Here is a 23,536-nt window from a genome sequence, read left to right on the forward strand (position 1 = left end):
CGGCGCACCGCAGGCGCCGGTCGGCGTGGCACGGAGGTCACGGAGCCGCCACCGCTGGCATCCTGCGGGCAGGACGATCGAGAACGGGCAGTACCCACACGGCCTCCGGCGGGCGTCCTCACCATCGCGAAACCGCCGCGACCCGTGGCGGCAACGATGGACGGTGATCGTTGCGTCATGGAGGCCGGTATGGGTGAGCTGTCGTCCCCGCGGGATCGGGACCGGGTGGGTGTGGTCGTGCCGTACGACTTCGCCCTCGACCGTGAGATGTGGCGGTGGGTCCCGGAGCGGGTCACCCTGCACGTGACCCGCACGCCGTTCGTCGCGACCCCGGCCGACGCCGCGCAGGCCCGGCTGATCTCCGACCCGGCGATGGTCCGGCGGGCCGCCCGCGACGTGCTGACCCCGGGGCCCGCCGTGGTCGCGTACTCGTGCACCTCGGGCAGCTTCGTCGGTGGCGTGGCGGGGGAGGCCGCGCTGCGCGAGGCGGTGCTGGCCGCGGGCGCGCCGGCGGCGGTCACGACGGCGGGGTCGCTGGTCGCGGCGTGCGCCGAGCTGGGGGTCACCCGGCTCGCCGTCGCCACCCCCTACGTCGACGACCTCACCGGGCTGCTCGCCGACTTCCTCGCCGGGGCCGGGGTCGACACCGTCGCCCGGCACGGCCTGGGCCTGCTCGGCCACATCTGGACGACGACCCCGGAGCAGGTCGCCGCGGCCGTGCGCGCCGCGGACCACCCCGACGCGCAGGCGGTCTTCGTCTCCTGCACCAACCTGCCCACCTACGACGCGATCGCCGGGCTGGAGCGCGAGCTCGGCAAGCCGGTGCTCACCGCGAACCAGGTGACGATGTGGGCCGCGCTGCGGGCGGCCGGGCACGCCGCCGTCGGCCCCGGGCAGACCCTCGTCGACGGCCCGTCCGTCCCGCCGGTGCTGCGGGTCGTGGACGCCGCGGACCCCGGCTCGACGGAGCCCGGCCCGGCGGACCTCGACCCGGCGGTCCTCGGCACCGCGGCCGAGCCGGGACCGGCGCCGCTGCTCAAGGTCCGCGTCCGGCTGCCCGACGAGTCCGGTGCGCTGGCCCGGCTGACCGCGGCCGTCGCCGAGGTCGGCGGCAACATCCTGTCGTTGTCGGTGCACGGCCGCGACGCGGGCACCGTCGTCGACGAGATGCTCGTCGGCGGCGGGGTGACCGCGGACCGGCTGTCGCGGGTGATCCGGCGACGGCTGCGCGGGTCCGGCCCGGACACCGTGCAGGTCACCCCGGCCGACCCGCACGAGCTGGTCGACGGGCCCACCCGGGCGCTCGACCTCGTGGCCGCCGCCCGCGGCCGGGACGGGCTGTTCGACGGTCTCGCCGCGCTCCTGCACGCCGACGAGGTCGGCACCGGCCCGGTCGCGGCCGGCACGCACGTCCTGGAGCTCACCGCCCCGGCCGGCCCGCCGGTGCTCGCCTGCCGGGACTGGGCGCCGTTCACCGTCACCGAGCGGGCCCGGGGTGAGGCGTTCCTGCGCGCGGGCGCGGCGACCCCGGCGCCCCGGGCGACGGTGCTGCTGCCCGGCGGGGCCGAGCTCGTCGCGGAACCCGCGTCGGGGGAGGAGACCGCCGAGCTCGACGTGCTGCTGCGGACCTGCCTGGCCGGGGAACCGGCCGTGGACTGGACGCCCGCCGACCTCGCGGGGCTGCTGGCGCCCGTCGCCGCACCGGCGCTGCTGCTGCGCACCGCCGCCGGTGACCTGGTCGGCGTGGCCGCACTGCTCGGTACCGACGCCGGTGTGCCCGAGCCCGTCGTGGTGCTCCACCCGTGCCTGCGCGGGGCGGGCGTCGGCCGGTGGCTGCGCGGTCGGCTGGGCTCCGGGGTCGCCGCCTAACCTGCGGGGGTGCCCGACCACGCCCCGGACGACCACGCCCCGCACGACCACACCCCGCACGACCACGTCCTGTCCGACCGCAGCGGACCCCGTGCCGACCCCGGTGAGCCGGGCCCCGGCGGGCTCCCCGACGACTGGGAGGCCTGGCGCGGCCGGGTCGACCTCGACGACTACGACCGCAGGTGGGCGGCGATGGCCGCGGCCGGTGAGAACCCGCACGGCGAGGCCGACCTGGTCTGCGCGCTGCGCGGGGACGGCCCCGTCCTCGACGGCGGCTGCGGCACCGGCCGCGTCGCGATCGAGCTGGACCGGCGCGGCGTCGCGGTCGTCGGCGTCGACCCGGACCCCGACATGATCGCCGCGGCGCGGGCCAAGGCGCCCGCGCTGCGCTGGGTCACCACCGGCCTGGAGACCCTGGACCTGCCCGAGCGGTTCGGGCTGGTCGTGCTGGCGGGCAACGTGATCCCCTACGCCGAGGACCGCGCGGGGGTGGTCGCGGGCTGTGCCCGGCACCTGCGTCCGGGCGGCCTGCTGCTGGCCGGGTTCGCCACACAGCCGGGCTGGCCCACCCCCGACGACCACGACGCCTGGTGCACCGCCGCCGGGCTCGACCCGGTCGCGCGGTGGTCCACCTGGGACCGTGCACCCTGGTCCGGCGGCGACTACGTGGTCGCCCTGCACCGCCGCGCCTGACCCGGGCGGCTCAGGGCCGGTCGGGCACCCGGCAGAGGACCTCGCCGTGCGGGATGACGATCCAGCCGTCGGGGTGCGCCGCCCACTCCCGCCACGCCGCGGAGATCCCGTCCAGCTCGGACTCCCCGGCCAGCCCGCGCTCGACGGCCATCCGCCCGACGCCGGTGTGGATGCGGTCGGCCCACATCCCGCCCCAGGCGGCGCGGGCCTCCGGGGTCGCGTGGCACCAGACCGACGCCGACGGCGTCACCTCGGTGAACCCGGCCGCGTGCGCCCAGCCGAGCAGCCGTCGTCCGGCGTCGGGCTCGGCGTCGTTGCCGCGGGCGACGGCCCGGTACAGCTCCAGCCAGCGGTCCAGCCGCGGGTCGTGCGGCCACCAGTGGAACCCGGCGTAGTCGGCGTCGCGGGCGGCGACCAGGCCGCCCGGCCGGGCGACCCGGCCCATCTCGCGCAGCACCGCGACCGGGTCGGACACGTGCTGGAGCACCTGGTGGGCGTGCACGACGTCCCAGGTGCCGTCCGGGTCGGACAGGGCGTAGCCGTCGTCGACGGCGAACTCCACGTCCAGGCCGCGGGCGGCGGCACCGGCGCGGGCCTGCTCCAGCGGTCCGGGCACCACCTCGACGCCGCGGACCCGGCCGGGTGCGACCCGCTCGGCCAGGTCGGCGGTGATGCTGCCGGGGCCGCAGCCGACGTCGAGCAGGCTGGTGCCGGGCGTGAGCCGGTCCAGCAGGTAGGCGCACGAGTTCTCCGCGGTGCGGGCCGCGTGCGACCGGACGACGACGCCCGGATGGCCGTGGGTGTAGGTGTCGCGGGGCACGGGGTCAGCCTGGCACGGCGCTCAGCCGGGCACGCGGCGGATCCGGATCGGGCCCTTCGCCGTCGACGGGTCCACGACCCGGCCGGACTGCACGATCTCGACCCGCCCGGCGTCGACGAGCCGGCGCGCGGCCATCCGCGCCGGTTCCATGAGGTCGCGCCAGCCGTCGGGGTCGACGGCGCGGGCCGCCTCGGACGGGCAGATCGTCGCCCCGCCCTTCCTGCGGTCGAGCAGCCCGGTGATCGCCGACTCCAGCTCGGTGTCGACCGGGCGGACCTTGCGCCTGCGGCAGCCCTGGGAGCAGTAGCGCACCTGTTCCCAGTCGTCGGCCCACTTCCTCCGCCACTCGATCCGCCGCCCGCAGACCACGCAGCTCTTCTCCTCCACGACCGTCATGGTCGTCCCGCCCGCGGCGCTCCGCTCGCCGAGAATCATCAGGGCCTGAGCAGCGCCACCCGGGCCGTGGCGCCGCCGGGCCGGGGGCTCAGCTGCGGGCGAGCACGGCCGCGTCGAGCGCCTCGCGCATGGCGGCCTCCGGACCGGGACGCCCGGTCATGAGCTCGACCTGCGCGACCGCCTGCTGCAGCAGCATCTCCAGGCCGGACACGATCCGCGCCCCGGCCGCCGCCGCGCCGCCCGCGACCACCGTCGGCCACGGCGCGTAGACGGCGTCGAGCAGCACGGTCCCCGGCCGCCAGCGCGCACCGGCCAGTGCGTCGGCCGCCCCGGCCGGGAGGGTGGAGACGACCGCGTCGGCGCCCTCGAGCAGCCGCGCCGCGGCGGGCGTGTCGGTGAGCACCGCGTGCACCGTCACCTCGGTGCCGAGCCGCTCGGCCGTCCCGCGCAGCGCGGAGGTCCGCCCCGCGTCGCGGACCAGGACGTCGACGGCGTCGACCTCCATGTCGTGCAGCGCGGCGACGGCGGCCTGCGCGGTCCCGCCCGCCCCGAGCACCACGGCGCGCCCGCCGCCCGCGCCCGCGGCGCGCAGCGAGCGCGCGATGCCGGTGACGTCGGTGTTGTGTGCGGTCGCGCCGGTGCCCTCGAAGACCAGGGTGTTGCCGGCGCCGATCGCGGCCGCCCCCGGCGCGACGTGGTCGGCGACGTCGAGCAGCACCCGCTTGAGCGGCATCGTCAGCGACAGTCCCGCCCACTCCGGGCCGAGCCCGGCGACGAACCCGGCCAGGCCCGCCTCGTCGACCTCGTGCCGGTCGTAGTACCAGCCGGTCAGCCCGAGCGCGGTGTAGGCGGCGTTGTGCAGCGCGGGCGAGAGCGAGTGGGCGATCGGGGAACCGAGGACGGCGGCGCGGCGGACGGGGGACGTGCTCATCCGAGCAGTATCCCGTGGGGGCTCAGACCGCCCGCGACGGCTCCCGCTGCGCGGCCCCCACGGTGCGCCGGGCCCGCGCCCAGCTCCACCAGCCGTGCACGACCAGCCCGGCGAACACGACGTAGACCGCGGCGGAGAGCCACAGCCCCGAGGCCAGCTGCAGCGGCACGCCGACGGCGTCGACCAGCAGCCAGATCACCCAGAACTCGATGAACCGCAGACCCTGGGCGAGGAACGCGACCGCGGTGCCGACGAAGATCGCGGCGTCCGGCCAGGGCGCCCAGCTGGCGTCGAGCGCCTCGAGGACCAGCGCCATCACCACGGTGCCGCCGACGAGCAGCCCGACCAGCCCGAGCCGCTGCGCGGTGCTCGCCTGGCGGACCGCGAGGCCGTAGACCGGGTCGCGCCTGCGCAGCCACGCGACGAGCCCGAACACCGAGATGGCCAGCACGATGACCTGCCGGAACGCGAGCCCGCCCAGGTGTGCCGAGGCGTAGACGGTGAACAGCAGCACGCAGGCCGCCATCTGCACCGGCCAGGTCGCGAGGCTGCGCCGGCGCGCCAGGAACACCACGGCGATGGCGCCGATCTGCCCGACGAGCTCGGCCCACGACACGAACTGCCCGAACGCGGTCAGCCCGTGGTGCAGCAGGAGGTCCACGACGGTCCCCTTCCCGGACGCGGCGGGCGCGCCCCGTGACAGCAGACAACGACGGCGCCGTCCCCGCCCATCCCCGCCCGGTCCGGTGTGAGCGGACCCACACCGGCCTCAGGCGGGGTGGCCGCCGAGCCGGTCGCGGCGCACCTGGGTGACCGCACGGCCGTCGACCAGCACCAGGACGGCGTCGTGCTGGCCGACGGCGGCGGCGTCGAGCCGCGCGGTCGCGGCCGCGGTGGACTCGCCGTGGCCGACCGTCGCGGGCGGGGGACCGGCGTGCGCCCCGACCCGCTCGTCGGGGCGCAGCCCCACCAGGTCGGCGGGCCGCACGCTGCCGATGACGTCCGGTGCCGACCAGGTCACGGCCTCGGTCTCGCGCGGCAGCACCACCGGGACCGCGCCGCCGGGGCCCGCCCGGTCCAGGGCCGCGAGCAGCCCGGCGACGGTCGTCGTGGCCGGGGCGACGAGCAGCCCCGGCGCGTACGGGCCGACCGTGTCGCGCACCCGCGGCCCGGCGACGGCGTCGAGGAACCCGAGGCGGGTCAGCCAGTCGTCGTCGAAGTACTTCGACAGGTAGATCCGCCCGGAGTCGGGCAGCACGGCGACGACCACCGCGTCCGGCCCGGCCTCGGCGGCCACGCGCAGCGCCGCGGCCACCGCCGTCCCCGAGGAGCCGCCGACCAGCAGCCCCTCGGACCGGGCGAGGCTGCGCACCGTGCGCAGCGAGTCGCCGTCGCCGATCCGCTCGACGCCGTCGTGCACCGCCGGGTCGTAGACCCGCGGCCAGGTGTCGGTGCCGGTCAGCGGGTGCAGGTAGTGGCCGACGGCCTCGACGTAGTACGGGCTGCCGTCGCCGCCGCCGTAGCGGGAGGTCCACGGGTCGGCCGCGACGACGGTGACGCCGTGCCGGCGCAGGTACCGGCCGGCGCCGGTGAGGGTGCCGCCGGTCCCCACCCCCGCGACGAGGTGGGTGACCCGGCCGCCGGTCTGCGCCCAGATCTCCGGGCCGGTCGTCCGCTCGTGCACGGCCGGGTTGGCCGGGTTGTCGTACTGGTCGGCGAGCCAGCCGCCGGAGGTCTCGGCGGCGATCCGGCCGGCCAGCCGTCGCACGTGGCGCGGGTCGTCCTGGGGCACCAGTCCCGGCGTGCGGACGACCTCGGCGCCGTAGGCACGCAGCAGCGCCTGCTTCTCGGCGGTGGTCCGGTCCGGCACCACGAACACCGCCCGGTAGCCGCGGGCGGCGGCGACCATCGCCAGGCCGATGCCGGTGTTGCCCGAGGTGCCCTCGACGATCGTGCCGCCCGGGCGCAGCGCCCCGGACTCCTCGGCGTCGAGCACCATCGCCAGCGCGGCGCGGTCCTTCACCGAGCCGCCCGGGTTGGTCCACTCGGTCTTGACCCAGACCTGCGCCGACCCCTCGGGCACGATGCGGCGCAGCCGGACCAGCGGGGTGGCCCCGACCGCGTCGAGCACCGAGTCGTACACCGCACCGGCTTCCCCGTCCGACCCCATGGCGACGATGGTCCGCCACGGGGTGGGAGGCTGCACCGTGTGGGTGGTTCGGAGCGCACGGTCCTGGTCCTGGGTGGTCGCAGCGAGATCGGGCTGGAGGTCGCCGAACGGCTCGCCGCCGGGGACACCGACACGGTCGTGCTGGCCGCGCGCCGCCCGGAGGCGCTGACCGCGGAGGCGGCCCGGGTCCGGGCCGCGGGCGCCGCGGTGGACACCGTCGCCTTCGACGCCGACGACCTCACCGGCCACCGCCCGCTGCTCGACGACGTGACGGCGCGCCACGGGCGGATCGACGTCGCCGTCGTCGCGTTCGGGATCCTCGGCGACCAGGCCCGCGCCGAGACCGACGCCGCGCACGCCGCCGCGATCGTGCACACCGACTACCTCGCCCAGGTGCACCTGCTCACCGAGCTGGCCCAGGTGCTGCGCGCGCAGGAGAGCGGGACGCTGGTCGTCTACTCCTCGGTGGCCGGCGTGCGGGTGCGGCGCGCCAACTACGTCTACGGCAGCGCCAAGGCCGGGCTCGACGGGTTCGCCTCCGGCCTGGCCGACGCGCTGCACGGGACCGGGGTGCGGCTGGTGCTGATCCGCCCGGGGTTCGTCGTCGGCCGGATGACCGAGGGGATGAGCCCGGCGCCGCTGTCGTCGACGCCCGCGCAGGTCGCCGACGCGACGGTGCGCGCGGTCCGGCGCGGGCGGGGCAACGCCGACGTCTGGGTGCCCGGCACCCTGCGGCTGCTGTTCCTCGGGCTGCGGCTGCTGCCCCGCGCCGTCTGGCGTCGGATGCCCCGTTAGCGACACGGTCTACAGGCGAACGGTGTCCCGCGATCTGCGTGTGGCACTTCCCCTGGAGTGACCGGGCTCATATCGTCGCGTGCGCATCCTGTTGGACGACGACGTCTGAGGTGAACCACCGTGGGACACACCCGTGGAGCAATCGTCCGGAGCGCTCCGGGCAAGTACGAGGTCGTCGACCTCGAACTCGACGAGCCGCGCCCCGGCGAGATCGAGGTCAAGATGGTCGCGTCGGGGCTGTGCCACTCCGACGACCACATCGCCACCGGGGACATCCCGGTCGGCACCTACCCGTTCGCCGGTGGCCACGAGGGCTCCGGCATCGTCACCCGCGCCGGGGCGAACAAGAAGGGCCTCAAGGAGGGCGACCACGTCGTCTTCTCGTTCCTGCCCTCCTGCGGGCACTGTCGCTGGTGCGCCAGCGGCATGCAGAACCTCTGCGACCTCGGCGCGGGTCTGCTCGCCGGCACCCGCTGGGAGGAGCCCACCACCCGCCTGCGGCTCGCCGACGACGGCACCCCGGTCGGCCAGATGTGCGGCATCTCGACCTTCTGCGAGACCACCGTGGTCTCCGAGGACTCCTGCGTGAAGGTCCCCGACGACATCCCGCTCGAGGTCGCCTGCCTGGTCGGCTGCGGCGTCGGCACCGGCTGGGGCTCCGCGGTCAACGCCGGCGGCGTGCAGCCGGGCCACACCACGATCGTCATGGGCATCGGCGGCATCGGCATCAACGCGGTCCAGGGTGCCTCGCACGCGGGCGCCGCGAACATCATCGCCGTCGACCCGGTCGCGCTGAAGCGCGAGAAGGCCCAGGAGCTCGGCGCCACGCACGCGGTGGAGACGATGGAGGAGGCCACCGAGATCGCGAAGCAGTTCACCAACGGTCAGGGCGCCGACCAGACCGTCGTCACCGTCGGCGTCGTGAAGCCCGACCACATCGGACAGGCGATGGCGTCGATCCGCAAGGCGGGCACCGTCGTCGTCACCGCGCTCGGCGACATCAACTCGACCGAGCCGCTGCCGGTGTCGCTGGCCGACGTCACCCTGTTCCAGAAGCGGATCCAGGGCGCGATGTTCGGCATGTCCAACCCGAACTGGGACATCCTGCGCCAGCTGGAGCTCTACCGCGCCGGCGCGCTGAAGCTCGACGAGCTGGTCACCACCACCTACACCCTGGACCAGGTCGCGACGGCCTACGAGGACATGCACGCGGGCAAGAACATCCGGGGCGTCATCCGCTACTGAGCCCTGGCAGGCTCCGGGGCATGGTCTACGTACTCGACGGACACAACGACCTGCCCTGGGCGCTGCGCGAGCTCTCCGGCGGCGACCCGGCCCGCGAGCCGGACGTCGCCGCCGGGGACCCGCGGCTGCACACCGACCTCCCGCGGCTGCGGGCCGGCGGGGTCGGCGCCCAGTTCTGGTCGGTCTACGTGCCCGGCGAGCTGGGCCACGACGAGGCCGTCACCGCGGTGCTCGACCAGGTGGACCGGGTGCGGCGGCTGCTCGCGGCCCACCCGGACGCCCTGGCGTTCGCCGACACCGCCGACGACGTCGACGCCGTCGTCGGCTCCGGGCGGGTCGCCTCCCTGATGGGGGCCGAGGGCGGGCACTGCATCGCCGACTCCCTCGCCGTGCTGCGGGTCCTGCGCGGGCTCGGGGTCCGCTACCTGACCCTGACCCACAACCTGAACAACAACTGGGCCGACTCGGCCACCGACACGCCCCGCCACGACGGGCTGTCGGAGTTCGGCCGCGGGGTCGTCGCCGAGATGAACCGCATCGGCATGATCGTCGACCTCTCGCACGTCGCACCGACGACGATGCGCCAGGCCCTCGCCGTCACCACCCGGCCGGTGCTGTTCACCCACTCCGGCGCCCGCGCCGTCACCGACCACCCGCGCAACGTCCCCGCCGACGTGCTGGAGGCCCTGCCCGGCAACGGCGGCGTGGTCATGGCGACGTTCGTGCCCCGCTTCGTCTCCACCGCCGTGACCGCGTGGGACGGGCGGGTCCGGGAGGCGATGGCCGACGCCGGGGCCGACCACCGCGACCTCGCCGCCCGGAACCGGTTCATCGCGGGCTGGGACGGTCCGGAGCAGCCCCGCGCGACCCTCGCCGAGGTCGTCGCGCACGTCGAGCACCTGCGCGAAGCCGCCGGGATCGACCACGTCGGCATCGGCGGCGACTTCGACGGCACCACCGAGCTGCCCGACGAGCTCTCCGACGTCTCCACCTACCCGCGGCTGCTCGACGCGCTCGCCGACCGCGGGTGGAGCGCGGAGGACCTGGCGAAGCTGGCCCACCGCAACGCGCTGCGGGTGCTGCGCGACGCCGACGCCTGAGCGGCCCGGCGGCGGGTCACGGCGTCCCGGTGGGGCGCGGACCGGCCAGCGCCGTCGCCGCCGCCGCCGACGCCGCGATCCGCAGCGAGCCGACCGCCGTCGGGTGGAACGGGTCGGGGGTGGCGAGCCCCATGATGTCCGGCGGCATCCGGTCGCGGTCCGGGTCGCACAGCGGCGCCAGGGCGGGCGCGGCGGTGCTGAACCCGAAGCGGGCGGCGCCGTCGGCCAGCACGTCGTTGAGCCGGCGGTTCCGCTCGGCGAGCAGGTCCAGCTTGGCCTGGTCCAGCCCCGGGGTGCCGGCCGGGCCGCGCATGTCCGCGCAGGTCGGGTCGAACCGGGCCGGGAACGGGTCGTAGGACAGCGTGACCACCACCCGCGGGCGCCCCGGCAGCGTGTCGAGGTCGGTGAACAGGGCGCCGACGTCGCGGGCGAACCCGGCGAGGCGGGACTCGAACTCGCCGTCGGAGAGCCGGTCGTCGCAGGTGGCGAGGCCGTAGCAGTACAGCAGGAAGTCCGACCAGGCCAGGTCGTTCGGGCCGACCGCGACGACCACCCACTGCAGGTTCCGGACCTGCTTGAGCCGCCCGACCTGCGGGTCGACGGTGACGCCCTCGCGCAGCTGCGGCCCGCGCAGCCCGGTCGCGACGCCCGCCCCGACGCAGGCCAGGTTCAGGACGTCCTCGCCGCGCAGCCGGGCCAGCTCGGCGGCGGTGGAGTCGGTGCTGCGCCCGCAGGCGCGGTCCTCGTCGGTGACCGTGCCGTCGTCCTGCCGCAGCGGCGGGCCGCCGATCCGGGCCGCGCGGGAGTCCCCGATCACCGCGCCCGCGACCCCGGTGACCGCGGGCCCGACCGGCGACGGGGTGACCGTCGCCGCCCCGACCAGGTCGGTCAGCGAGGTGACCCGCCCCAGACCGGTGAGGGTGCCGTGCAGCGCGGCGACCCCGGCGCCCGCCCACAGCAGCACCGACGCGGTCACCGCGACGACGGTCATCCGCCCGATCGGCCCGGCCAGGTCGTCCCAGTGCACCGGCCGGTACCGGCGGGTGCGGGTCCGGCGCAGCGCCAGCAGCAGCCGCGCGGTCGCCATCAGCCCGCTGCCCAGCAGCGCGACCAGCACGATGCCCGCGGCGCCCCACAGGTACCAGGTCACGAACCCCTCACCGAGGTCGCGGACCGCGTCGCCCGCGCCGTCGACGGTGTGCGGGCCCAGCACCGGGCCGTTGTCGGCGGGCCGCTTCAACGGCCCGATCGACAGCCGCGGCCGGATGGGACCCCACACCTGCACGGTCGTGAGGTCGAACTCGGCGTTGCCGAGCTGGGCGATCTGGGCGGGCCCCGACAGCGTCAGCGGCGGCACCCGGGCGCCCACGCCGACGTCCTGACCGAACACCTCGACGTGGTTCTCCGGCGTCAGCAGGATCACCAGCGGGACACCGACGACGGCGATCAGCCCGAGCAGCGCCAGCGTGGGCAGCGACCGGGCCTCACGCAGCAGCGCGCGGGGCCAGGACCGGGAGGTGGGACGGGCGGCCACCGTCAGTGTGCGGGGCGGGACACGAGGTGGAGGGGCACGGCCCCATGGTGGCCCGGGGGACGGGCCGGAGTCACGGACGTCGTGGGGTGGCGTCGGACTCCCCGGCGGGTGGCTCCCGGCGCGCGGCCGCGCGGCGATCAGGCTCCCGGGTTCCCCGGCGCCCGGGTCCCGCGCAGTCGCGGGGCGAGCCGCGCCGCCGTGACGGCGCCGGCACCGTCGCGTTCGACGTCGTCGGCGAGGGCGTCCGTGTGCGCGACCAGCCCGTCGAGGTCCAGCCCGGCCGGGACGGCGACGTCGAGCACCCGCCACAGCCGGACGCCCTCCGCGCCGCGGCGCAGCAGCGCGACGGCGCCGCGGGCGTTGCCGCGCTGGGCGTGGGTCAGCCCGACCGCGAGCTGCGCCAGCGCCCGCCACAGGTCGCGGGTGTCGTCGCCCGCGTCCTTCCAGGCGCCCTCGAGGATCTCGTGGGCGTTGAACGGCAGGCCCGAGTCGAGCAGCCGCTGGGCCTCGGTGACGGCGTCGGCGGGGGAGAGCACCAGGTCCTCGGGCACCCGCTCGACGCCGGGTGCGCCGTGCGGGAGCGGACGCCCGGCGGCGTCGCGGGGGCGGGCGTTGCGGGCACGGCCCCGGTCGTCGCGGTCGCGGGAACGGGTCATGCCTGCGAGGGTGCCAGCTCTCCGGTTAGCGTGCGTCATGATCACCGAACTGTTCGACGTCCGCGGCAGGGTGGCCGTGGTCACCGGCGGCACCAGCGGCATCGGCCGCATGATCGCGGGCGGTCTCGCCGAGGCCGGGGCGCGGGTCTACGTGTCCAGCCGCAAGGCCGACGCCTGCGCCGACACCGCCGCAGAGATCGGCGGCACCGGCATCGCCGCGGACCTGTCGTCGGAGGACGAGTGCGTCCGGCTGGCCGCCGAGGTCGGGGAGCGCGAGGAGCGGGTGCACCTGCTCGTCAACAACGCCGGCGCGACCTGGGGTGCGCCGCTGGAGGAGTTCCCGGCGCACGCCTGGGACAAGGTGCTCGACCTCAACCTGAAGGCGCCGTTCTTCCTGACCCGGGCGTTCCTGCCGCTGCTGGAGGCCGCCGGGTCGGCCGAGGACCCGGCCCGGGTGATCAACATCGGCAGCATCGACGGGCTGCGCGTCCCCGAGCTGCCGAACTACAGCTACTCGGCCAGCAAGGCCGGGGTGCACCAGCTGACCCGGGTGCTGGCCCGCGACCTCGCCGGGCGCGGGATCACCGTGAACGCGATCGCGCCGGGTCCGTTCCCGTCGCGGATGATGCGCGCCACGCTGGAGGCGGCGGGCGACGAGATCGCCGACTCCACCCCGCTCGGACGCCTGGGGAAGCCCTCGGACGTCGTCGGGGCGACGCTGTTCCTGGCCGGGGCCGCCGGGTCCTACGTGACCGGCGCGGTGCTGCCGGTCGACGGGGGGATCTGGACGACGCGCTGACCCGGCGCCGCACCGCGGCGCTCAGCCGGACTGCAGCGGCCCGAGCTCGGTGGTGAACCGGTCGATGAACCCCGGCCAGTCCGCCACCGGGCCGGTCGGGCGCACCACGAACTTGGTGAGGCCGCCGTCGGCGTGCCGGCGGACCAGCTCGGCGACGCCGTCCCAGCCGTCGCCGACGATGTCGCGCCAGTCCACGTCCGGACGCTGGGCCCCGGCGAGCGCCCGGGCGGGGCCGGGGTCCGCGCCGGGCGGGGCGACCCACAGGTTGGTGCCGTAGTGGTCGTCGTCGATCGTGCGGCCGGCGTCGCGGGCGGCGGTCTCGATGATCCCGCGGGCCCGGGCGGTCTCGGCGGGGGTGAGGAAGCTGGCGAGCCAGCCGTCGGCGAGCCGCCCGGCGCGCCGGAGCCCGGCGTCGGCGCGTCCGCCCAGCCACAGGTCGAGCGGGGCGGCCGGGCGGGGGAGGACGGCGGCGTCGTCGAGGGTGAAGAACTCGCCGTGGTGGGTCACGGAGTCCTCGGTGAGCAGCCGGCGCAGCACCACGAGGGACTCCTCGAACACCGCGGCGCGCCGGCCCGGTACGGGGTGCAGCTGCCGGTCGCAGGGCTGGGCGGCCTGCAGCCCGAACACCGGCAGGATCCGCCGGGGCGCGAGTACCGCCAGCGACGCGAGCTCGGAGGCGAGCAGCATCGGGTTGCGCCCGGGCAGCACCGTGACGCTGGTGCCGACCTTCAGGGTGCGGGTGCGCGCCGCGGTCCAGGTGCTGCCGACCATCGGGTCGACCACCGACTTCGACGCGATGTCGGCCAGCCACAGCGAGTCGACGGCGGCAGCGTCGAGGGCGTGGAGCAGCTCGTCGAACTCGTCGGCGAAGGTGGGCAGGTCGCGGGCCCCGACGAGGCCGAGACCGATGCGGACCTTGCCGTGCGGGGAGTCGGCCACTCACTCACCGTAGGTGATCGGTCACCCGTTCGGGAACATTCAGTCCGACTCGAGCGGCCCCAGCTCGGCGACGAACTCGTCGAGGAACCGGGCCCAGTCCTGCGCCGGGGCGGCGGGGCGCACCACGAACTTGGTCAGCCCGCCCTCGACGTGGCGGCGGATCTGCTCGGCGGCGCCGTCCCAGCCGCGGGCGACCAGCTGCTCGGGGTCCGCGTCGGGCCGCTGCTGGGCGGCCCGGTGCAGCGCGTGGTCGGCGGCGGCACCGGACCCCTCGCCGGGCAGCACGACGGTGACGTTGGTGCCGTAGTGGTCGTCGTCGATCGCCCGGCCGGCGTCGCGGGCGGCGGCTTCGATGACGGTGCGGGCGCGGGCGGACTCGTCGGGGGTGAGGAAGCTGCCCAGCCAGCCGTCGGCGAGCCGGCCGACCCGGCGCAGGCCGACCTCGGCGCGCCCGCCCAGCCACAGGTCGAGCGGGCGGGCCGGGCGCGGTGCGACGGTCGCGTCGTCGAGGGTGAAGAACTCGCCGTGGTGGGTCACCGACTCCTCGGACAGCAGCCGACGCAGCACCAGGAGGGACTCCTCGAACACCGCGGCCCGGGTGCCGGGGACGGGGAACAGCTGGCGCTCCGACGGCGTCGCCGCCCGGATGCCGAACGCGGGCAGGATCCGCTTCGGCGCCAGCACCGCCAGTGATGCGAGCTCGGCCGCGAGGAGCATCGGGTTGCGGCCGGGCAGGATCGTGACGCCGGTGCCGACCTTGAGCGTCCGGGTCCGGGCGGCCGCCCAGGTGGTGCCGACCAGCGCGTCGACGCCGGGGGCGGAGACGAGGTCGGGCAGCCACAGCGAGTCGATGCGTGCGCGTTCGAGGGCGTCGACGAACTCGTCGAACTCCGAGCCGGGGTCGGTGGCGCGCAGCCCCACCAAGCCGACGCCGATGCGGACCTTGCCGTGCGGGGACGTCACCACGCCGGTCGACGCTACCCCGCGTCAGCGGCCCCGGCGCGGGTCGCGACCGCTGTTGCCGAGCGCCCGGTGGAACGCCGGTGCGTCGTCCCCGACCGCGACGACCGGCCCGAACAGTCCCTCCCGCGACGCCTCCTGGCCGGGTGCGGACATCGCGGTGGTGAACTCCAGTACGGCGGCGACGGCGTCGTCGTCGGGGGTGAACGGGCGGCCGGTCGCGACGGCGAGGTCCCAGCCGTGCAGGACCAGCTCGTCGAGGGCGATGACCCCGGCGACCTCGGCGGGCAGGTCCATCCCGCCCGCGGCGGTGAAGCCCTCCCAGGCGGTCGGCTCGCGCCAGGCCTCGGCCAGCGCGGTGAGCCGGGCCGGGACCGCGGTGCGCCAGTCCGCGACGAGGTGCGCGGCGTCGGCGCTCGGCGCGGTACCCGCGGCCTCGGGGGACTTCTGCGCCGCGACCCGGAACGCCCACGCCAGACCGTGCAGGTGGTCGAGGAGGGCGGCGACGGTCATGTCGTCGCAGGGGGTCGGGTCGTGGAGCTGGTCGTCGCGGACACCGGCGACGACGTCGGCGACGGCGCGGGCGGTCGGGGCGAGATCGAGCACGGATGCCACCTCCGGTCGGGTCGGCGCCCCACGGTCGCGGGGCCCTGCCTGCTCCGACCGGTCGCGGCGCGCCGACTCATCGCACCGCGTGTCTTTCGACACCCGGTAGAAGGTGGTGCCGGGGATACGGCAGAGTGGTCTCCGACGTCCCGTCCGCCTGGAGGAAGCACCGTCATGAACGACCCGTCCCTCGTCGCCAAGGCCTTCCGCGTCGTGGCGATCGCCGAGGCGCTGTCCTGGACCGGCCTGCTGATCGGCATGTTCTTCAAGTGGGTGCTGGCCACCACCGAGGTCGGGGTGCAGGTCATGGGGCCGATCCATGGGGCGCTGTTCGTCGCCTACATGCTCGTCACGCTGTGGACCGCGCGGCTGTTCCGCTGGGACCTGCGCACCACCGTGATCGGCCTGCTCGCGAGCATCCCGCCGCTGACGACGATCTGGTTCGAGCGCCACGCCGGGGCCACCGGCCGCCTCGACCCGGCCCGCGCCCAGCCCGTCGCCGGCTGAGTCCTCCCGGATTCCCGTGCCGCTCTTGACGGTTGAGGTAAGCCTAGGCTAACTTCAGCTCGTCGCTTCGTGGTGGGAGCGGCGCGTCAGTTCGGGAAACACGGCCCGGCCGCATCGACCACAGCGGCCGGGCCGTCCCGCGTTCCGGGGTCGGTGTCGCGCCGACGGTGCCGCGGAACCCGGCGGCGCCGGTCCCCGGCTCTCCGGGAGCATCCGCTCCCGCCCACGGCTTGACAGCGTAGGTAAGCCTTGGCTAAGTTCCACGTGTCGCTTCGTGGTGGGAGCGGCGCGTCAGTTCGGGACGAGGGCCCGGTCGCTCGACCACGGCGACCGGGCCCTCACATATTTCCGGCTCCTCACGCGTCCGGGTGGGCCAGCGCCCGGTACACCGGCCGCAACGCGTCGGTCAGCCGCCCGCCGCCGGACCGCAGTGACGGCTCGGGCACCTGGTCCAGCACCGCGCCCGGCTCGGTGTCCGGCGGCCGCGGGGGAGCGGACCCCGCCGCGCCCTCCCAGAAGCTGTCCAGCAGGTCCGCCAGCGGCGCCGGCCCGGCCGGTCCGGACGGGCCGGCGCCGCTGTCGCGCTCGGCCCGCAACCGCTCCAGCAGCGTGTCCCGGTCGCGTCCGCGCAGCGTGAGCAGGGTGAACGGGTCGGTGTCGCAGCGCTCGGCCAGCACGTAGAACACCGCGGCCAGGTGCTTGCACGGCACCGTGTGGTCCGGGCACGAGCAGTCCTGCGACAGGTCGGCGCCCGCGGCGGGGAACAACGACAGCTCCAGGCCGTCGAGCAGCTCCTCGATCTCCGGGGGCACGGTCCCCGACAGCAGGGCCGCGGTGTACCAGGCGTCGGCGGCCAGGGCCTGCTCCACGCGCCGCCACTGCGTCTTGTCCCAGACCCCCAGCCCGATCCGCACCCGGTACGGCTGCGGCCGGGTGCCCTGCACCAGCGCGACCACGGCGCCCGCGTCGACGTCGAGCGACACGATCTGCCCCGACCGGGCGTAGCTGCGGCCGCGCGAGAGCCGCCCGCCGACACCGAGCCGCTCCAGCACCGCCAGGAACCGCGCCGACCACCACCGCGCCCCTCGACGCGTGGATCCGGATCCCGCCCTCGACGCGGCGCGGCGGCCCTCCGGTGAAGTCCTCCTGCGCCCAGAACGGCCGGTCACTCATCGGCGTCGCCCGTCTCCTCGTCGGGGTCGGCCACCGCGTCCGAGCCGAGCGCGAACACCGCACGCAGCTCGGAGGTCGACAGCGACGTCAGCCAGTCCTCCCCGCCGGTCACCACCATGTCCGACAGCGACCGCTTCGCCGTGACCAGATCCTCGATCCGCTCCTCGACCGTCCCCGGGCACACGAACCGGCGCACCTGCACCGCGCGCCGCTGCCCGATCCGGAACGCCCGGTCGGTGGCCTGGTCCTCCACCGCCGGGTTCCACCACCGGTCCAGGTGGATCACGTGGTTCGCCGCGGTGAGCGTGAGCCCGGTGCCGCCCGCGCGCAGCGAGAGCAGGAACAGCGACGGTCCCTCCCCGGACTGGAACCGGGCGACCATCTCGTCGCGCCGCTTCTTCGGGGTGCCGCCGTGCAGGTAGAGCACCTCGGTGTCGAACCGCGCCGACAGGTGCGGGCGCAGCATCGCGGCGAACTCGGTGTACTGGGTGAACAGCAGCGCCCGGTCCCCGGCGGCGAGCACCGGCTCCAGGATCTCCTCCAGCCGGGCGACCTTGCCCGAGCGGTGCCGCCCGCCGGTGCGGTGGATCGGGGACCCGTCGTGCAGCAGCTGCGCGGGGTGGTTGCAGACCTGCTTGAGCTTGCTCATCGCGGCCAGCACGTTGCCGCGGCGCTCGATGCCGTCGCTGCCCTCGATCTTCTCCATCATGTCGTCGACGACGGTCCGGTACAGCGACGCCTGCTCCCGGGTGAGCCGGTGGTCGGCCACGATCTCGATCTTCTCCGGCAGGTCGTCGATCACCGTGGGGTCGGTCTTGACCCGCCGCAGCAGGTAGGGCCGGGTGATCCGGCGCAGCGTGCGGGCCGTCCCGGCGTCGCGGTGGCGCTCGATCGGCACCGCGAACCGCTGCCGGAACACCTCCGGCACCCCGAGCACGCCGGGGTTGAGGAAGTCCATCACCGACCACAGCTCGGCCAGCCGGTTCTCCATCGGGGTGCCGGTGAGCGCGACCCGGTGGCCGGCGTCGAACGACCGCATCGTGCGCGACGCCGCCGCGTGCGCGTTCTTGATCATCTGGGCCTCGTCGAGGACGAGCCGGTGGAACCGCCACGCCCGCAGGTCCCCGGCGTCGCGGCCTCCCGCTGCCAGGTGCCGACCATCGACATCGGGCACACGATCAGGGTCGGGGCGCCGGTCGGCCCGCCGGACCGGTCGTGGGCCTCCAGGGCCAGCAGCTGGACGGTCTTGCCCAGCCCCATGTCGTCGGCCAGGCACGCCCCCAGCCCCAGCGACGACAGGAACGCCAGCCACGCCACCCCGCGCTCCTGGTAGGGGCGCAGCGTCGCGGTGAACCCCGGCGGCGACGGCACCGGCGTCAGCGTCGCCTCGGCGGTGCCCTCCAGCAGCGCCCCGAGGTGCCCGCGGGCGGACACGTCGGTCACCGGAAGCGGGGCGCCCGCCTCACCACGGGCCGCGGCCAGCACCTCGCCGACGGTGGGCGGCCGGTCCCGGTGGCGGCGCAGGAAGTCCAGCCCCTGGGCCAGCGCCTGGGCGTCGACGGCGACCCAGCGCCCGCGCAGCCGGACCAGCGGCGCCTTCGCCGCCACCAGCGCGGCGATCTCGGACTCGCCCAGCTCCTCGTCGCCGACGGCGAGCGACCAGCGGAACTCCGCCAGCTCGTCACGGCCCAGCCCGCCGCGGGTGATCACCCCCGGCGCCGGGGCCGACGACGCCGACAGCCGCAGCCCCAGCGGGCGGCGCCCGTCCCAGCCGCGCGGCAGCGCCACCCCGAACCCGGCCGAGAGCAGCGCGGGTGCGTCCCGGGTGAGGAACCGGTGGGCGCCGGTGACGTCGAGCTCGAGCCCGGTCGGGCGGGCCCGGCGCAGTGCGGGCACCAGCCCGGGCAGCACCTGCGCGGCCCGCCCCAGCTCGGCCAGCAGCACGTCCTGCGCGCCGGAGACCAGGGCGTCGGCCTCCCCGGCCCACACGCCGGCCGCGTCGAACACCAGGCTCGGGTCCTCGGTGGAGCGCAGCGCGAACTGGAGCTCCCACCGGGTGCCGTCGCCGGTCTGGTCGTCGAGGTCCGGGCCGGGGTCGGCCGGGTCGTGCAGGGTGGAGACCTCGGCGAGCCGGAACAGCGCGGTGGCGGCGCCGGGCTGCTCGCGGCCGACGTCGTCCCACACGGCCAGTGCCTCGCGCAGCACCCGCAGCCCGGCACCGGTCGCGGGCAGGTCCGCCGACGGGCCGGTCAGCGCGTGCAGCAGCGACGCCGGGGCGTCCGCGCGGGCGGGCAGCGGGACGGGCATCGCGGCGCTGCGCCCCAGCCGCTCGCGGACGGCGGCGTCGGTGAACCGGGCCAGCGCGGCGTCGACCAGGGTGTCCGGGTCCTGCCCGGCGACGTCGCCGGGGCGGCGCTGCTCGGCCCGTGCGACCGGGGGCAGCCGCCGCACCAGGTCGGCGCGGGCGACCGCGTCGAGACCCTGGACGACCGGGCGCCAGCGCGCCGCGGGCCGGCCGGACTCGGTGAGCAGCACCGGCAGCACCCGGCCGCGGGCCGCGAGCTCCTCGGCCAGCCGGGCGAGGTCGGCGAGGTGGGCGAACCCGGCGCCGTAGCGGACCTCGTCGGAGGGGTCGGTCAGCTCGGAGGGGTCGACGACGACCGCGGGCACCGTCCACGGCGCCAGCGTCGGCGTGCCTCGGCTCCGGGTGCGCGGCCGGGACCGGACCAGGCCGGGGGAGTCCTGCGGGCCCGACGGGTGCGAGGGCAGCAGCACCGTCACCGACGCCGGCTTGCCCGGATGGATCGCGGCCAGCTCGTCCGACGGCACCGCGAACGGGTTCGGCCGCGCCGTGCGCAGCGACCGGCGGTCGGTGCGGGGGGTGCGCTCGCCGTCCTCCGCCCACAGCAGGACGCCCCGGGTGGGGGAGTGCAGGGCGTGGACGACGAACACACCCCCACGCTAGAGGCGACCCCCGACAGCGACCGCGTGCAGGAGCCCGGCCGCGGCCGCGCACGCCTCGTCGGTGATCACGTGCTCGTCGCCGTCGTCGATCCGCAGGTCCACCCGCGCACCGCCGGCCACCAGCAGCGATGCAGTCTCGGTGACCCGGTGCGCGGGCACCCACGGGTCGTGCGAGATCGAGCGCAGCACCGCCGGGGTCGGGGCCAGTGCCCCGGCCGGCGGCGCCGGGACCGGGTCCGGACCGACGAACCCGCCGGTGAACAGCACCAGTCCCGCGCACGGGCGCGGGTCGCGCACCAGCAGGTGGTGCGCGGCCAGGCAGGCGCCCTGGGAGAACCCCCACAGCACCAGCCGGTCCCGGCCGACACCGGCGTCGGCGAGCCGGGCCAGCTCGTCGTCGACGATGCCCAGGGCACGCAGCAGCGCGTCGCGGTTCTCGTCGAACGGCTCCAGGAACGGCTTCGGGTACCAGCTGCCGCCCGGCGCCGGCGGCGCGACGAACCGGGCGGGCACGTCCCCGAACCGGGCCGCGGTGGCCCGCATGTCGTCGGGGTCGCGGCCCCGCCCGTGCAGGGCGAGCACGACCAGCGGCGCGTCCGGATCCCCCCAGGTCGCCATCAGCCCTCGATCGGTTCCAGCTTGGCGAAGATCTCCTCGCGCCGGTGCTCGAACTGCTCGGGCAGCTGGAACCGGGTGCCGAGCTCCTGCGGGGACTCGTCGCAGGTCCAGCCGCCCTCGTCGTGGGTGACGGCCAGCTCGAACAGCGCCCCGCTCGGCGTCCGGACGTAGACGCTCTTGAAGTACTTGCGGTCCTTGAGCTCGGAGATGTCGGTGTAGCCGGCGCCCTCGATGTCGAACTTCACCGCGTCCTGGTTCGCCAGGTCGGACACGTTCCACGCGAAGTGGTGGTAGGTGCCCGCGCCGTAGCGCCAGGTGCCCTGGTCCTCGCGGCGGTTGACGGTGATCTCCAGGTGGTTGCCGACCTTCGCGTCGCCGATCCGCAGGCCGAACACGTCGCCGTCCTCGGCGGGGGCGCCCTGGGCGAAGAACGAGGTGTCGGCGAACTCGACCATCCGGTCCGGGGTGGTCATGTGCACCCCGACGCCGTGGATGCCGTGGATCGCGTGCTCACCGGGCACACCGTTGCCCTCGTAGCCGCGCCGCGGGTCGCCGGTGGTGCCGACGAACTGGTACTCGATGCCCGACGGGTGCCGGAACGCCAGGCGGCGCCGGTCGAAGCGCTCCAGGTCGGTCGCCTCGACGTCGTGCGAGCGCAGCCGCGCCGACCAGTAGTCCAGCGAGTCCTCGGGCACCGACAGCAGCACCTCGCGGGCCTGGTTGGTGCCGCGGGTGCCGAACTGGCCCGCCTGCGCCCACGGGAACGTGGTGACGACGCTGGACGGGTCGCCGTCGGCGTTGGAGTAGTAGAGGTGGTAGATCGGCAGCGAGCCGTCGAACAGGACGGTGCGCTTGATGAAGCGCATGCCGAGGATCTTCGTGTGGAAGTCGACGTCCTCCTGGGCGCCGGCGACGGACAGGGTCACATGGTGCGAGCCTTCGACATGAGCCACGTGCCCGACGCTAGGAACACCGCGGCCGCGGCACATCGCCGACGGGCGCAGACCGCTGTCGCCCGCGTGCACGCCCGCACCGGCCCGGCGGGCGGCTACGGCGTGACTAGGCTGGGTGCGGCCACCAGCACGACCAGGAGCCGCCGATGACGACCGTCGCCGACCGTCCCACCGACTCCGGACCCGGCTCCGTCCCCGGACCGGACGGCGTCTCCTTCACCACCGTCACCGGCGACCTGCCCACTCCCGGCGACGACCGGCTCGTGCTGGTCGTGGCGCTCGCGGGCAGTGCCCTGCTCGGCGACGGCGAGCCGCTGGTCCCCGGGCGGTGGGCGCTGCTGGACCCGGCCCACCCGGGCACCCCCACCGCGGACCGGGCGTTCCGCGCGCTGTGCGTGCGGTTCCCGCGCGACCGCGTCGAGCCCCGCGGCGAGCCGCTCACCGGGGTGGCGGGCACCGCCTTCGACGCCGGCCCCGGCCTGGCCGGCTACGTCTGCGACACCCTGCGCCACCTCGACGTGCACCGGCTCGCGATGGGCCCGCACGCCGCCGTCGCGGTGCGGCACGCCGTGGATCTGGTCGGGGTGCTGCTGCGGAGCACCGCCGGCGCCGAGCCCGCCCCGCACTGCGACCTGCTGGACCGGATCAAGGCCCACGTCGAGGCGCACCTCGGCGACCCGGACCTCGCCCCCGCCGGGATCGCCGCCGCGCACTTCGTCTCCGCGCGCCACCTGCACAACCTGTTCGCGGGGACCGGCACGAGCGCCGCGGCCTGGATCCGCGCGCGGCGGGTCGAGATGTGCCGGCGCGACCTGGCCGACCCCGCACTGGCCGACGTGCCTGCCGCGGCGATCGGGTCGCGGTGGGGGTTCCGCGGGCCGTCGCACTTCGGGCAGGTGTTCAAACGCGCGACGGGCCTGACCCCGGCGGCCTACCGGGAGGGCGCCCGCTCGGCGAGCAGCTCGTCGAGCTGCTCGTAGCCCTCGTTCACCCCGACGTCCATCCCCGAGGCGAGCATCGCGTCGCGGGCGGCGAACGAGTCGTAGAGCGACTCCGCGACCAGCCGGGTCCGCCCGCCGGGCAGCGGGGTCAGGGTCATCGTCTCCAGGCAGACGCTGTCGCCGAAGCCCTCGAAGGTGAAGGTCTGCACGATCCGCTCGGGGGCCCGGACCTCGTGGAACGAGCCGAAGAAGCGGTACTCGCCGCCCTCGTCGGCGTGGGTGTAGCGGTAGCCGCCGCCGGTCGCGGCGTCCCAGCGGTGCACGGTCATCGTCAGCCCGCGCGGGCCCAGCCAGCGCACGACCTTGTCCTCGTCGACGTGGGCGTCGAAGACCCGCTCCGGCGGGGCGTCGAACTCGCGGGTGATGCGGATGGCAGGCAGGTCGTCGACGGTGTCGATGGCCGTGCCGCGGGTACCGGTGGTGCTCATGCCGTCTCCTCGTGCTCGGTGGGTGCGCCCTCGGCGAGCAGGTCGTCGAGGCGCGCGTAGCGCTCCTCCACCTGCCGCCGGTACCGCTCGATCCAGGCCGTCATCAGGTCGAAGACCTCCGCCTCGAGGTGCACCGGACGGCGCTGGGCCTGCCGGCTGCGCCGGACCAGCCCCGCGTCCTCCAGCACCCGGATGTGCTTGGAGACGGCCTGCACGGAGACGTCGTAGGGCTCGGCCAGCTCGTTCACGGTCGCGTCGGCCGTCGCCAGCCGGGCCACCATGTCGCGCCGGATCGGGTCCGCCAGTGCGGCGAAGACCCGGTTCAGCCGGTCCTCCACGTCTCCTCCTCGTTCAACCTCTCGGTTGAATACACCGTAGC

At 75.9% G+C, this 23,536-nt stretch carries 25 protein-coding genes; 8 read left to right on the top strand and 17 right to left on the bottom strand.

The annotated features are described in order from the left end of the window. Positions 1-189: 189 nt before the first annotated feature. On the top strand, positions 190-1,869 hold the full coding sequence (locus KPL60_RS03735; RefSeq protein WP_226364906.1) for a hypothetical protein: 1,680 nt from the start codon (positions 190-192) through the stop codon (positions 1,867-1,869). Between the two features lie 9 nt (positions 1,870-1,878). Continuing rightward, positions 1,879-2,562, top strand: a complete 684-nt coding sequence (locus tag KPL60_RS03740) for a bifunctional 2-polyprenyl-6-hydroxyphenol methylase/3-demethylubiquinol 3-O-methyltransferase UbiG (RefSeq protein WP_226364907.1) — start codon at positions 1,879-1,881, stop codon at positions 2,560-2,562. A 10-nt stretch (positions 2,563-2,572) separates the two neighbouring features. Here the strand turns inward: KPL60_RS03740 and KPL60_RS03745 are convergent, their stop codons facing one another. The 5 genes from KPL60_RS03745 to KPL60_RS03765 all read right to left on the bottom strand — a co-directional run bounded on the left by KPL60_RS03745 (position 2,573) and on the right by KPL60_RS03765 (position 6,915). Continuing rightward, positions 2,573-3,382, bottom strand: a complete 810-nt coding sequence (locus KPL60_RS03745; protein ID WP_226364908.1) for a methyltransferase domain-containing protein — start codon at positions 3,380-3,382, stop codon at positions 2,573-2,575. A gap of 21 nt (positions 3,383-3,403) precedes the next feature. Next, entirely contained in the window at positions 3,404-3,817 is a 414-nt protein-coding gene (locus KPL60_RS03750; RefSeq protein WP_226364909.1) for a DUF2256 and DUF3253 domain-containing protein, read from the bottom strand. Positions 3,818-3,866: 49 nt separating this feature from the next. Next, positions 3,867-4,709: a shikimate dehydrogenase gene (locus KPL60_RS03755; protein WP_226364910.1), complete on the bottom strand. Its 843-nt coding sequence runs from the start codon at positions 4,707-4,709 to the stop codon at positions 3,867-3,869. A gap of 22 nt (positions 4,710-4,731) precedes the next feature. Continuing rightward, the gene (locus KPL60_RS03760; RefSeq protein ID WP_226364911.1) at positions 4,732-5,370 is read right to left on the bottom strand and encodes a nicotinamide mononucleotide transporter family protein; all 639 of its coding nucleotides are present in this window, start codon (positions 5,368-5,370) and stop codon (positions 4,732-4,734) included. 108 nt (positions 5,371-5,478) lie between these two features. Then, positions 5,479-6,915 (bottom strand): PLP-dependent cysteine synthase family protein, encoded by a 1,437-nt coding sequence (locus KPL60_RS03765; protein WP_226364912.1) that lies wholly within the window; start codon positions 6,913-6,915, stop codon positions 5,479-5,481. A gap of 3 nt (positions 6,916-6,918) precedes the next feature. Between KPL60_RS03765 and KPL60_RS03770 the strand changes: the two genes are divergently transcribed. The 3 genes from KPL60_RS03770 to KPL60_RS03780 all read left to right on the top strand — a co-directional run bounded on the left by KPL60_RS03770 (position 6,919) and on the right by KPL60_RS03780 (position 10,019). Beyond that, positions 6,919-7,674, top strand: a complete 756-nt coding sequence (locus KPL60_RS03770; RefSeq protein WP_226364913.1) for an SDR family NAD(P)-dependent oxidoreductase — start codon at positions 6,919-6,921, stop codon at positions 7,672-7,674. 120 nt (positions 7,675-7,794) lie between these two features. Then, on the top strand, positions 7,795-8,919 hold the full coding sequence (locus tag KPL60_RS03775; RefSeq protein WP_226357433.1) for an NDMA-dependent alcohol dehydrogenase: 1,125 nt from the start codon (positions 7,795-7,797) through the stop codon (positions 8,917-8,919). 20 nt (positions 8,920-8,939) lie between these two features. Continuing rightward, on the top strand, positions 8,940-10,019 hold the full coding sequence (locus tag KPL60_RS03780) for a dipeptidase (RefSeq protein ID WP_226357432.1): 1,080 nt from the start codon (positions 8,940-8,942) through the stop codon (positions 10,017-10,019). A gap of 16 nt (positions 10,020-10,035) precedes the next feature. Here the strand turns inward: KPL60_RS03780 and KPL60_RS03785 are convergent, their stop codons facing one another. Together KPL60_RS03785 and KPL60_RS03790 are read right to left on the bottom strand one after the other, a co-directional pair. Further along, positions 10,036-11,553 (bottom strand): GDSL-type esterase/lipase family protein, encoded by a 1,518-nt coding sequence (locus KPL60_RS03785; RefSeq protein WP_226364914.1) that lies wholly within the window; start codon positions 11,551-11,553, stop codon positions 10,036-10,038. 137 nt (positions 11,554-11,690) lie between these two features. After that, a complete protein-coding gene (locus KPL60_RS03790; protein WP_226357430.1) occupies positions 11,691-12,209 on the bottom strand; it encodes a DUF309 domain-containing protein in 519 nt (172 codons plus the stop codon). Between the two features lie 37 nt (positions 12,210-12,246). On the opposite strand from KPL60_RS03790, the gene KPL60_RS03795 reads away from it, so the two are divergent. Continuing rightward, positions 12,247-13,008, top strand: a complete 762-nt coding sequence (locus tag KPL60_RS03795; protein ID WP_255655311.1) for an SDR family oxidoreductase — start codon at positions 12,247-12,249, stop codon at positions 13,006-13,008. Positions 13,009-13,029: 21 nt separating this feature from the next. Here KPL60_RS03795 and KPL60_RS03800 read toward each other — a convergent pair whose 3' ends face one another. From KPL60_RS03800 to KPL60_RS03810, 3 genes are read right to left on the bottom strand one after another with little or no spacing between them, the layout of a single operon-like run. Then, complete coding sequence (locus KPL60_RS03800) at positions 13,030-13,947, bottom strand: TIGR03854 family LLM class F420-dependent oxidoreductase (RefSeq protein ID WP_226364915.1); 918 nt, start codon at positions 13,945-13,947, stop codon at positions 13,030-13,032. 39 nt (positions 13,948-13,986) lie between these two features. Then, positions 13,987-14,913: a TIGR03854 family LLM class F420-dependent oxidoreductase gene (locus tag KPL60_RS03805; RefSeq protein WP_226364916.1), complete on the bottom strand. Its 927-nt coding sequence runs from the start codon at positions 14,911-14,913 to the stop codon at positions 13,987-13,989. 21 nt (positions 14,914-14,934) lie between these two features. Next, entirely contained in the window at positions 14,935-15,513 is a 579-nt protein-coding gene (locus KPL60_RS03810) for a TIGR03086 family metal-binding protein (RefSeq protein ID WP_308016643.1), read from the bottom strand. Between the two features lie 174 nt (positions 15,514-15,687). Between KPL60_RS03810 and KPL60_RS03815 the strand changes: the two genes are divergently transcribed. After that, the gene (locus tag KPL60_RS03815) at positions 15,688-16,020 is read left to right on the top strand and encodes a DUF3817 domain-containing protein (protein WP_226364918.1); all 333 of its coding nucleotides are present in this window, start codon (positions 15,688-15,690) and stop codon (positions 16,018-16,020) included. A gap of 356 nt (positions 16,021-16,376) precedes the next feature. Here the strand turns inward: KPL60_RS03815 and KPL60_RS03820 are convergent, their stop codons facing one another. The 5 genes from KPL60_RS03820 to KPL60_RS03840 form a co-directional block, all read right to left on the bottom strand. Next, positions 16,377-17,072, bottom strand: coding sequence for an SWIM zinc finger family protein (locus tag KPL60_RS03820; protein ID WP_226364919.1), 696 nt, complete (start codon positions 17,070-17,072; stop codon positions 16,377-16,379). Between the two features lie 113 nt (positions 17,073-17,185). Beyond that, entirely contained in the window at positions 17,186-18,367 is a 1,182-nt protein-coding gene (locus KPL60_RS03825; protein ID WP_226364920.1) for a DEAD/DEAH box helicase, read from the bottom strand. Further along, on the bottom strand, positions 18,265-20,145 hold the full coding sequence (locus tag KPL60_RS03830) for an SNF2 helicase-associated domain-containing protein (RefSeq protein ID WP_226364921.1): 1,881 nt from the start codon (positions 20,143-20,145) through the stop codon (positions 18,265-18,267). The genes KPL60_RS03825 and KPL60_RS03830 overlap by 103 nt, the downstream gene beginning before the upstream one ends. 9 nt (positions 20,146-20,154) lie before the next feature. Then, complete coding sequence (locus KPL60_RS03835; RefSeq protein ID WP_226364922.1) at positions 20,155-20,775, bottom strand: alpha/beta hydrolase; 621 nt, start codon at positions 20,773-20,775, stop codon at positions 20,155-20,157. Next, on the bottom strand, positions 20,775-21,728 hold the full coding sequence (locus tag KPL60_RS03840) for a VOC family protein (RefSeq protein ID WP_226364923.1): 954 nt from the start codon (positions 21,726-21,728) through the stop codon (positions 20,775-20,777). Before KPL60_RS03840 ends, KPL60_RS03835 begins: the two co-directional genes overlap by 1 nt. Before the next feature lie 146 nt (positions 21,729-21,874). Here KPL60_RS03840 and KPL60_RS03845 point away from each other — a divergent pair, with 146 nt between their 5' ends. Beyond that, positions 21,875-22,708, top strand: a complete 834-nt coding sequence (locus tag KPL60_RS03845) for a helix-turn-helix domain-containing protein (RefSeq protein WP_226364924.1) — start codon at positions 21,875-21,877, stop codon at positions 22,706-22,708. On the opposite strand, the gene KPL60_RS03850 is transcribed toward KPL60_RS03845, so the two are convergent. Together KPL60_RS03850 and KPL60_RS03855 are read right to left on the bottom strand one after the other, a co-directional pair. Next, complete coding sequence (locus tag KPL60_RS03850; protein ID WP_226357420.1) at positions 22,660-23,157, bottom strand: SRPBCC family protein; 498 nt, start codon at positions 23,155-23,157, stop codon at positions 22,660-22,662. The two genes, KPL60_RS03845 and KPL60_RS03850, sit on opposite strands and share 49 nt — an antisense overlap. Then, positions 23,154-23,495 carry a helix-turn-helix transcriptional regulator gene (locus KPL60_RS03855; protein ID WP_226357419.1) on the bottom strand — a complete coding sequence of 114 codons (342 nt, stop codon included), beginning with the start codon at positions 23,493-23,495 and terminating at the stop codon, positions 23,154-23,156. Before KPL60_RS03855 ends, KPL60_RS03850 begins: the two co-directional genes overlap by 4 nt. Positions 23,496-23,536: the final 41 nt, after the last annotated feature.

It is taken from the genome of Pseudonocardia sp. ICBG162, assembly GCF_020496225.1.
Lineage (GTDB): Bacteria > Actinomycetota > Actinomycetes > Mycobacteriales > Pseudonocardiaceae > Pseudonocardia > Pseudonocardia alni.

Excerpts from the sequence above, each read along its gene's own strand:
- KPL60_RS03735 (WP_226364906.1), top strand. The coding sequence starts at position 190 with ATGGGTGAGCTGTCGTCCCCGCGGGATCGGGACCGGGTGGGTGTGGTC.
- KPL60_RS03750 (WP_226364909.1), bottom strand. The coding sequence starts at position 3,817 with ATGATTCTCGGCGAGCGGAGCGCCGCGGGCGGGACGACCATGACGGTC.
- KPL60_RS03755 (WP_226364910.1), bottom strand. The coding sequence starts at position 4,709 with ATGAGCACGTCCCCCGTCCGCCGCGCCGCCGTCCTCGGTTCCCCGATC.
- KPL60_RS03780 (WP_226357432.1), top strand. The coding sequence starts at position 8,940 with ATGGTCTACGTACTCGACGGACACAACGACCTGCCCTGGGCGCTGCGC.
- KPL60_RS03790 (WP_226357430.1), bottom strand. The coding sequence starts at position 12,209 with ATGACCCGTTCCCGCGACCGCGACGACCGGGGCCGTGCCCGCAACGCC.
- KPL60_RS03795 (WP_255655311.1), top strand. The coding sequence starts at position 12,247 with ATGATCACCGAACTGTTCGACGTCCGCGGCAGGGTGGCCGTGGTCACC.
- KPL60_RS03815 (WP_226364918.1), top strand. The coding sequence starts at position 15,688 with ATGAACGACCCGTCCCTCGTCGCCAAGGCCTTCCGCGTCGTGGCGATC.
- KPL60_RS03835 (WP_226364922.1), bottom strand. The coding sequence starts at position 20,775 with ATGGCGACCTGGGGGGATCCGGACGCGCCGCTGGTCGTGCTCGCCCTG.
- KPL60_RS03845 (WP_226364924.1), top strand. The coding sequence starts at position 21,875 with ATGACGACCGTCGCCGACCGTCCCACCGACTCCGGACCCGGCTCCGTC.
- KPL60_RS03850 (WP_226357420.1), bottom strand. The coding sequence starts at position 23,157 with ATGAGCACCACCGGTACCCGCGGCACGGCCATCGACACCGTCGACGAC.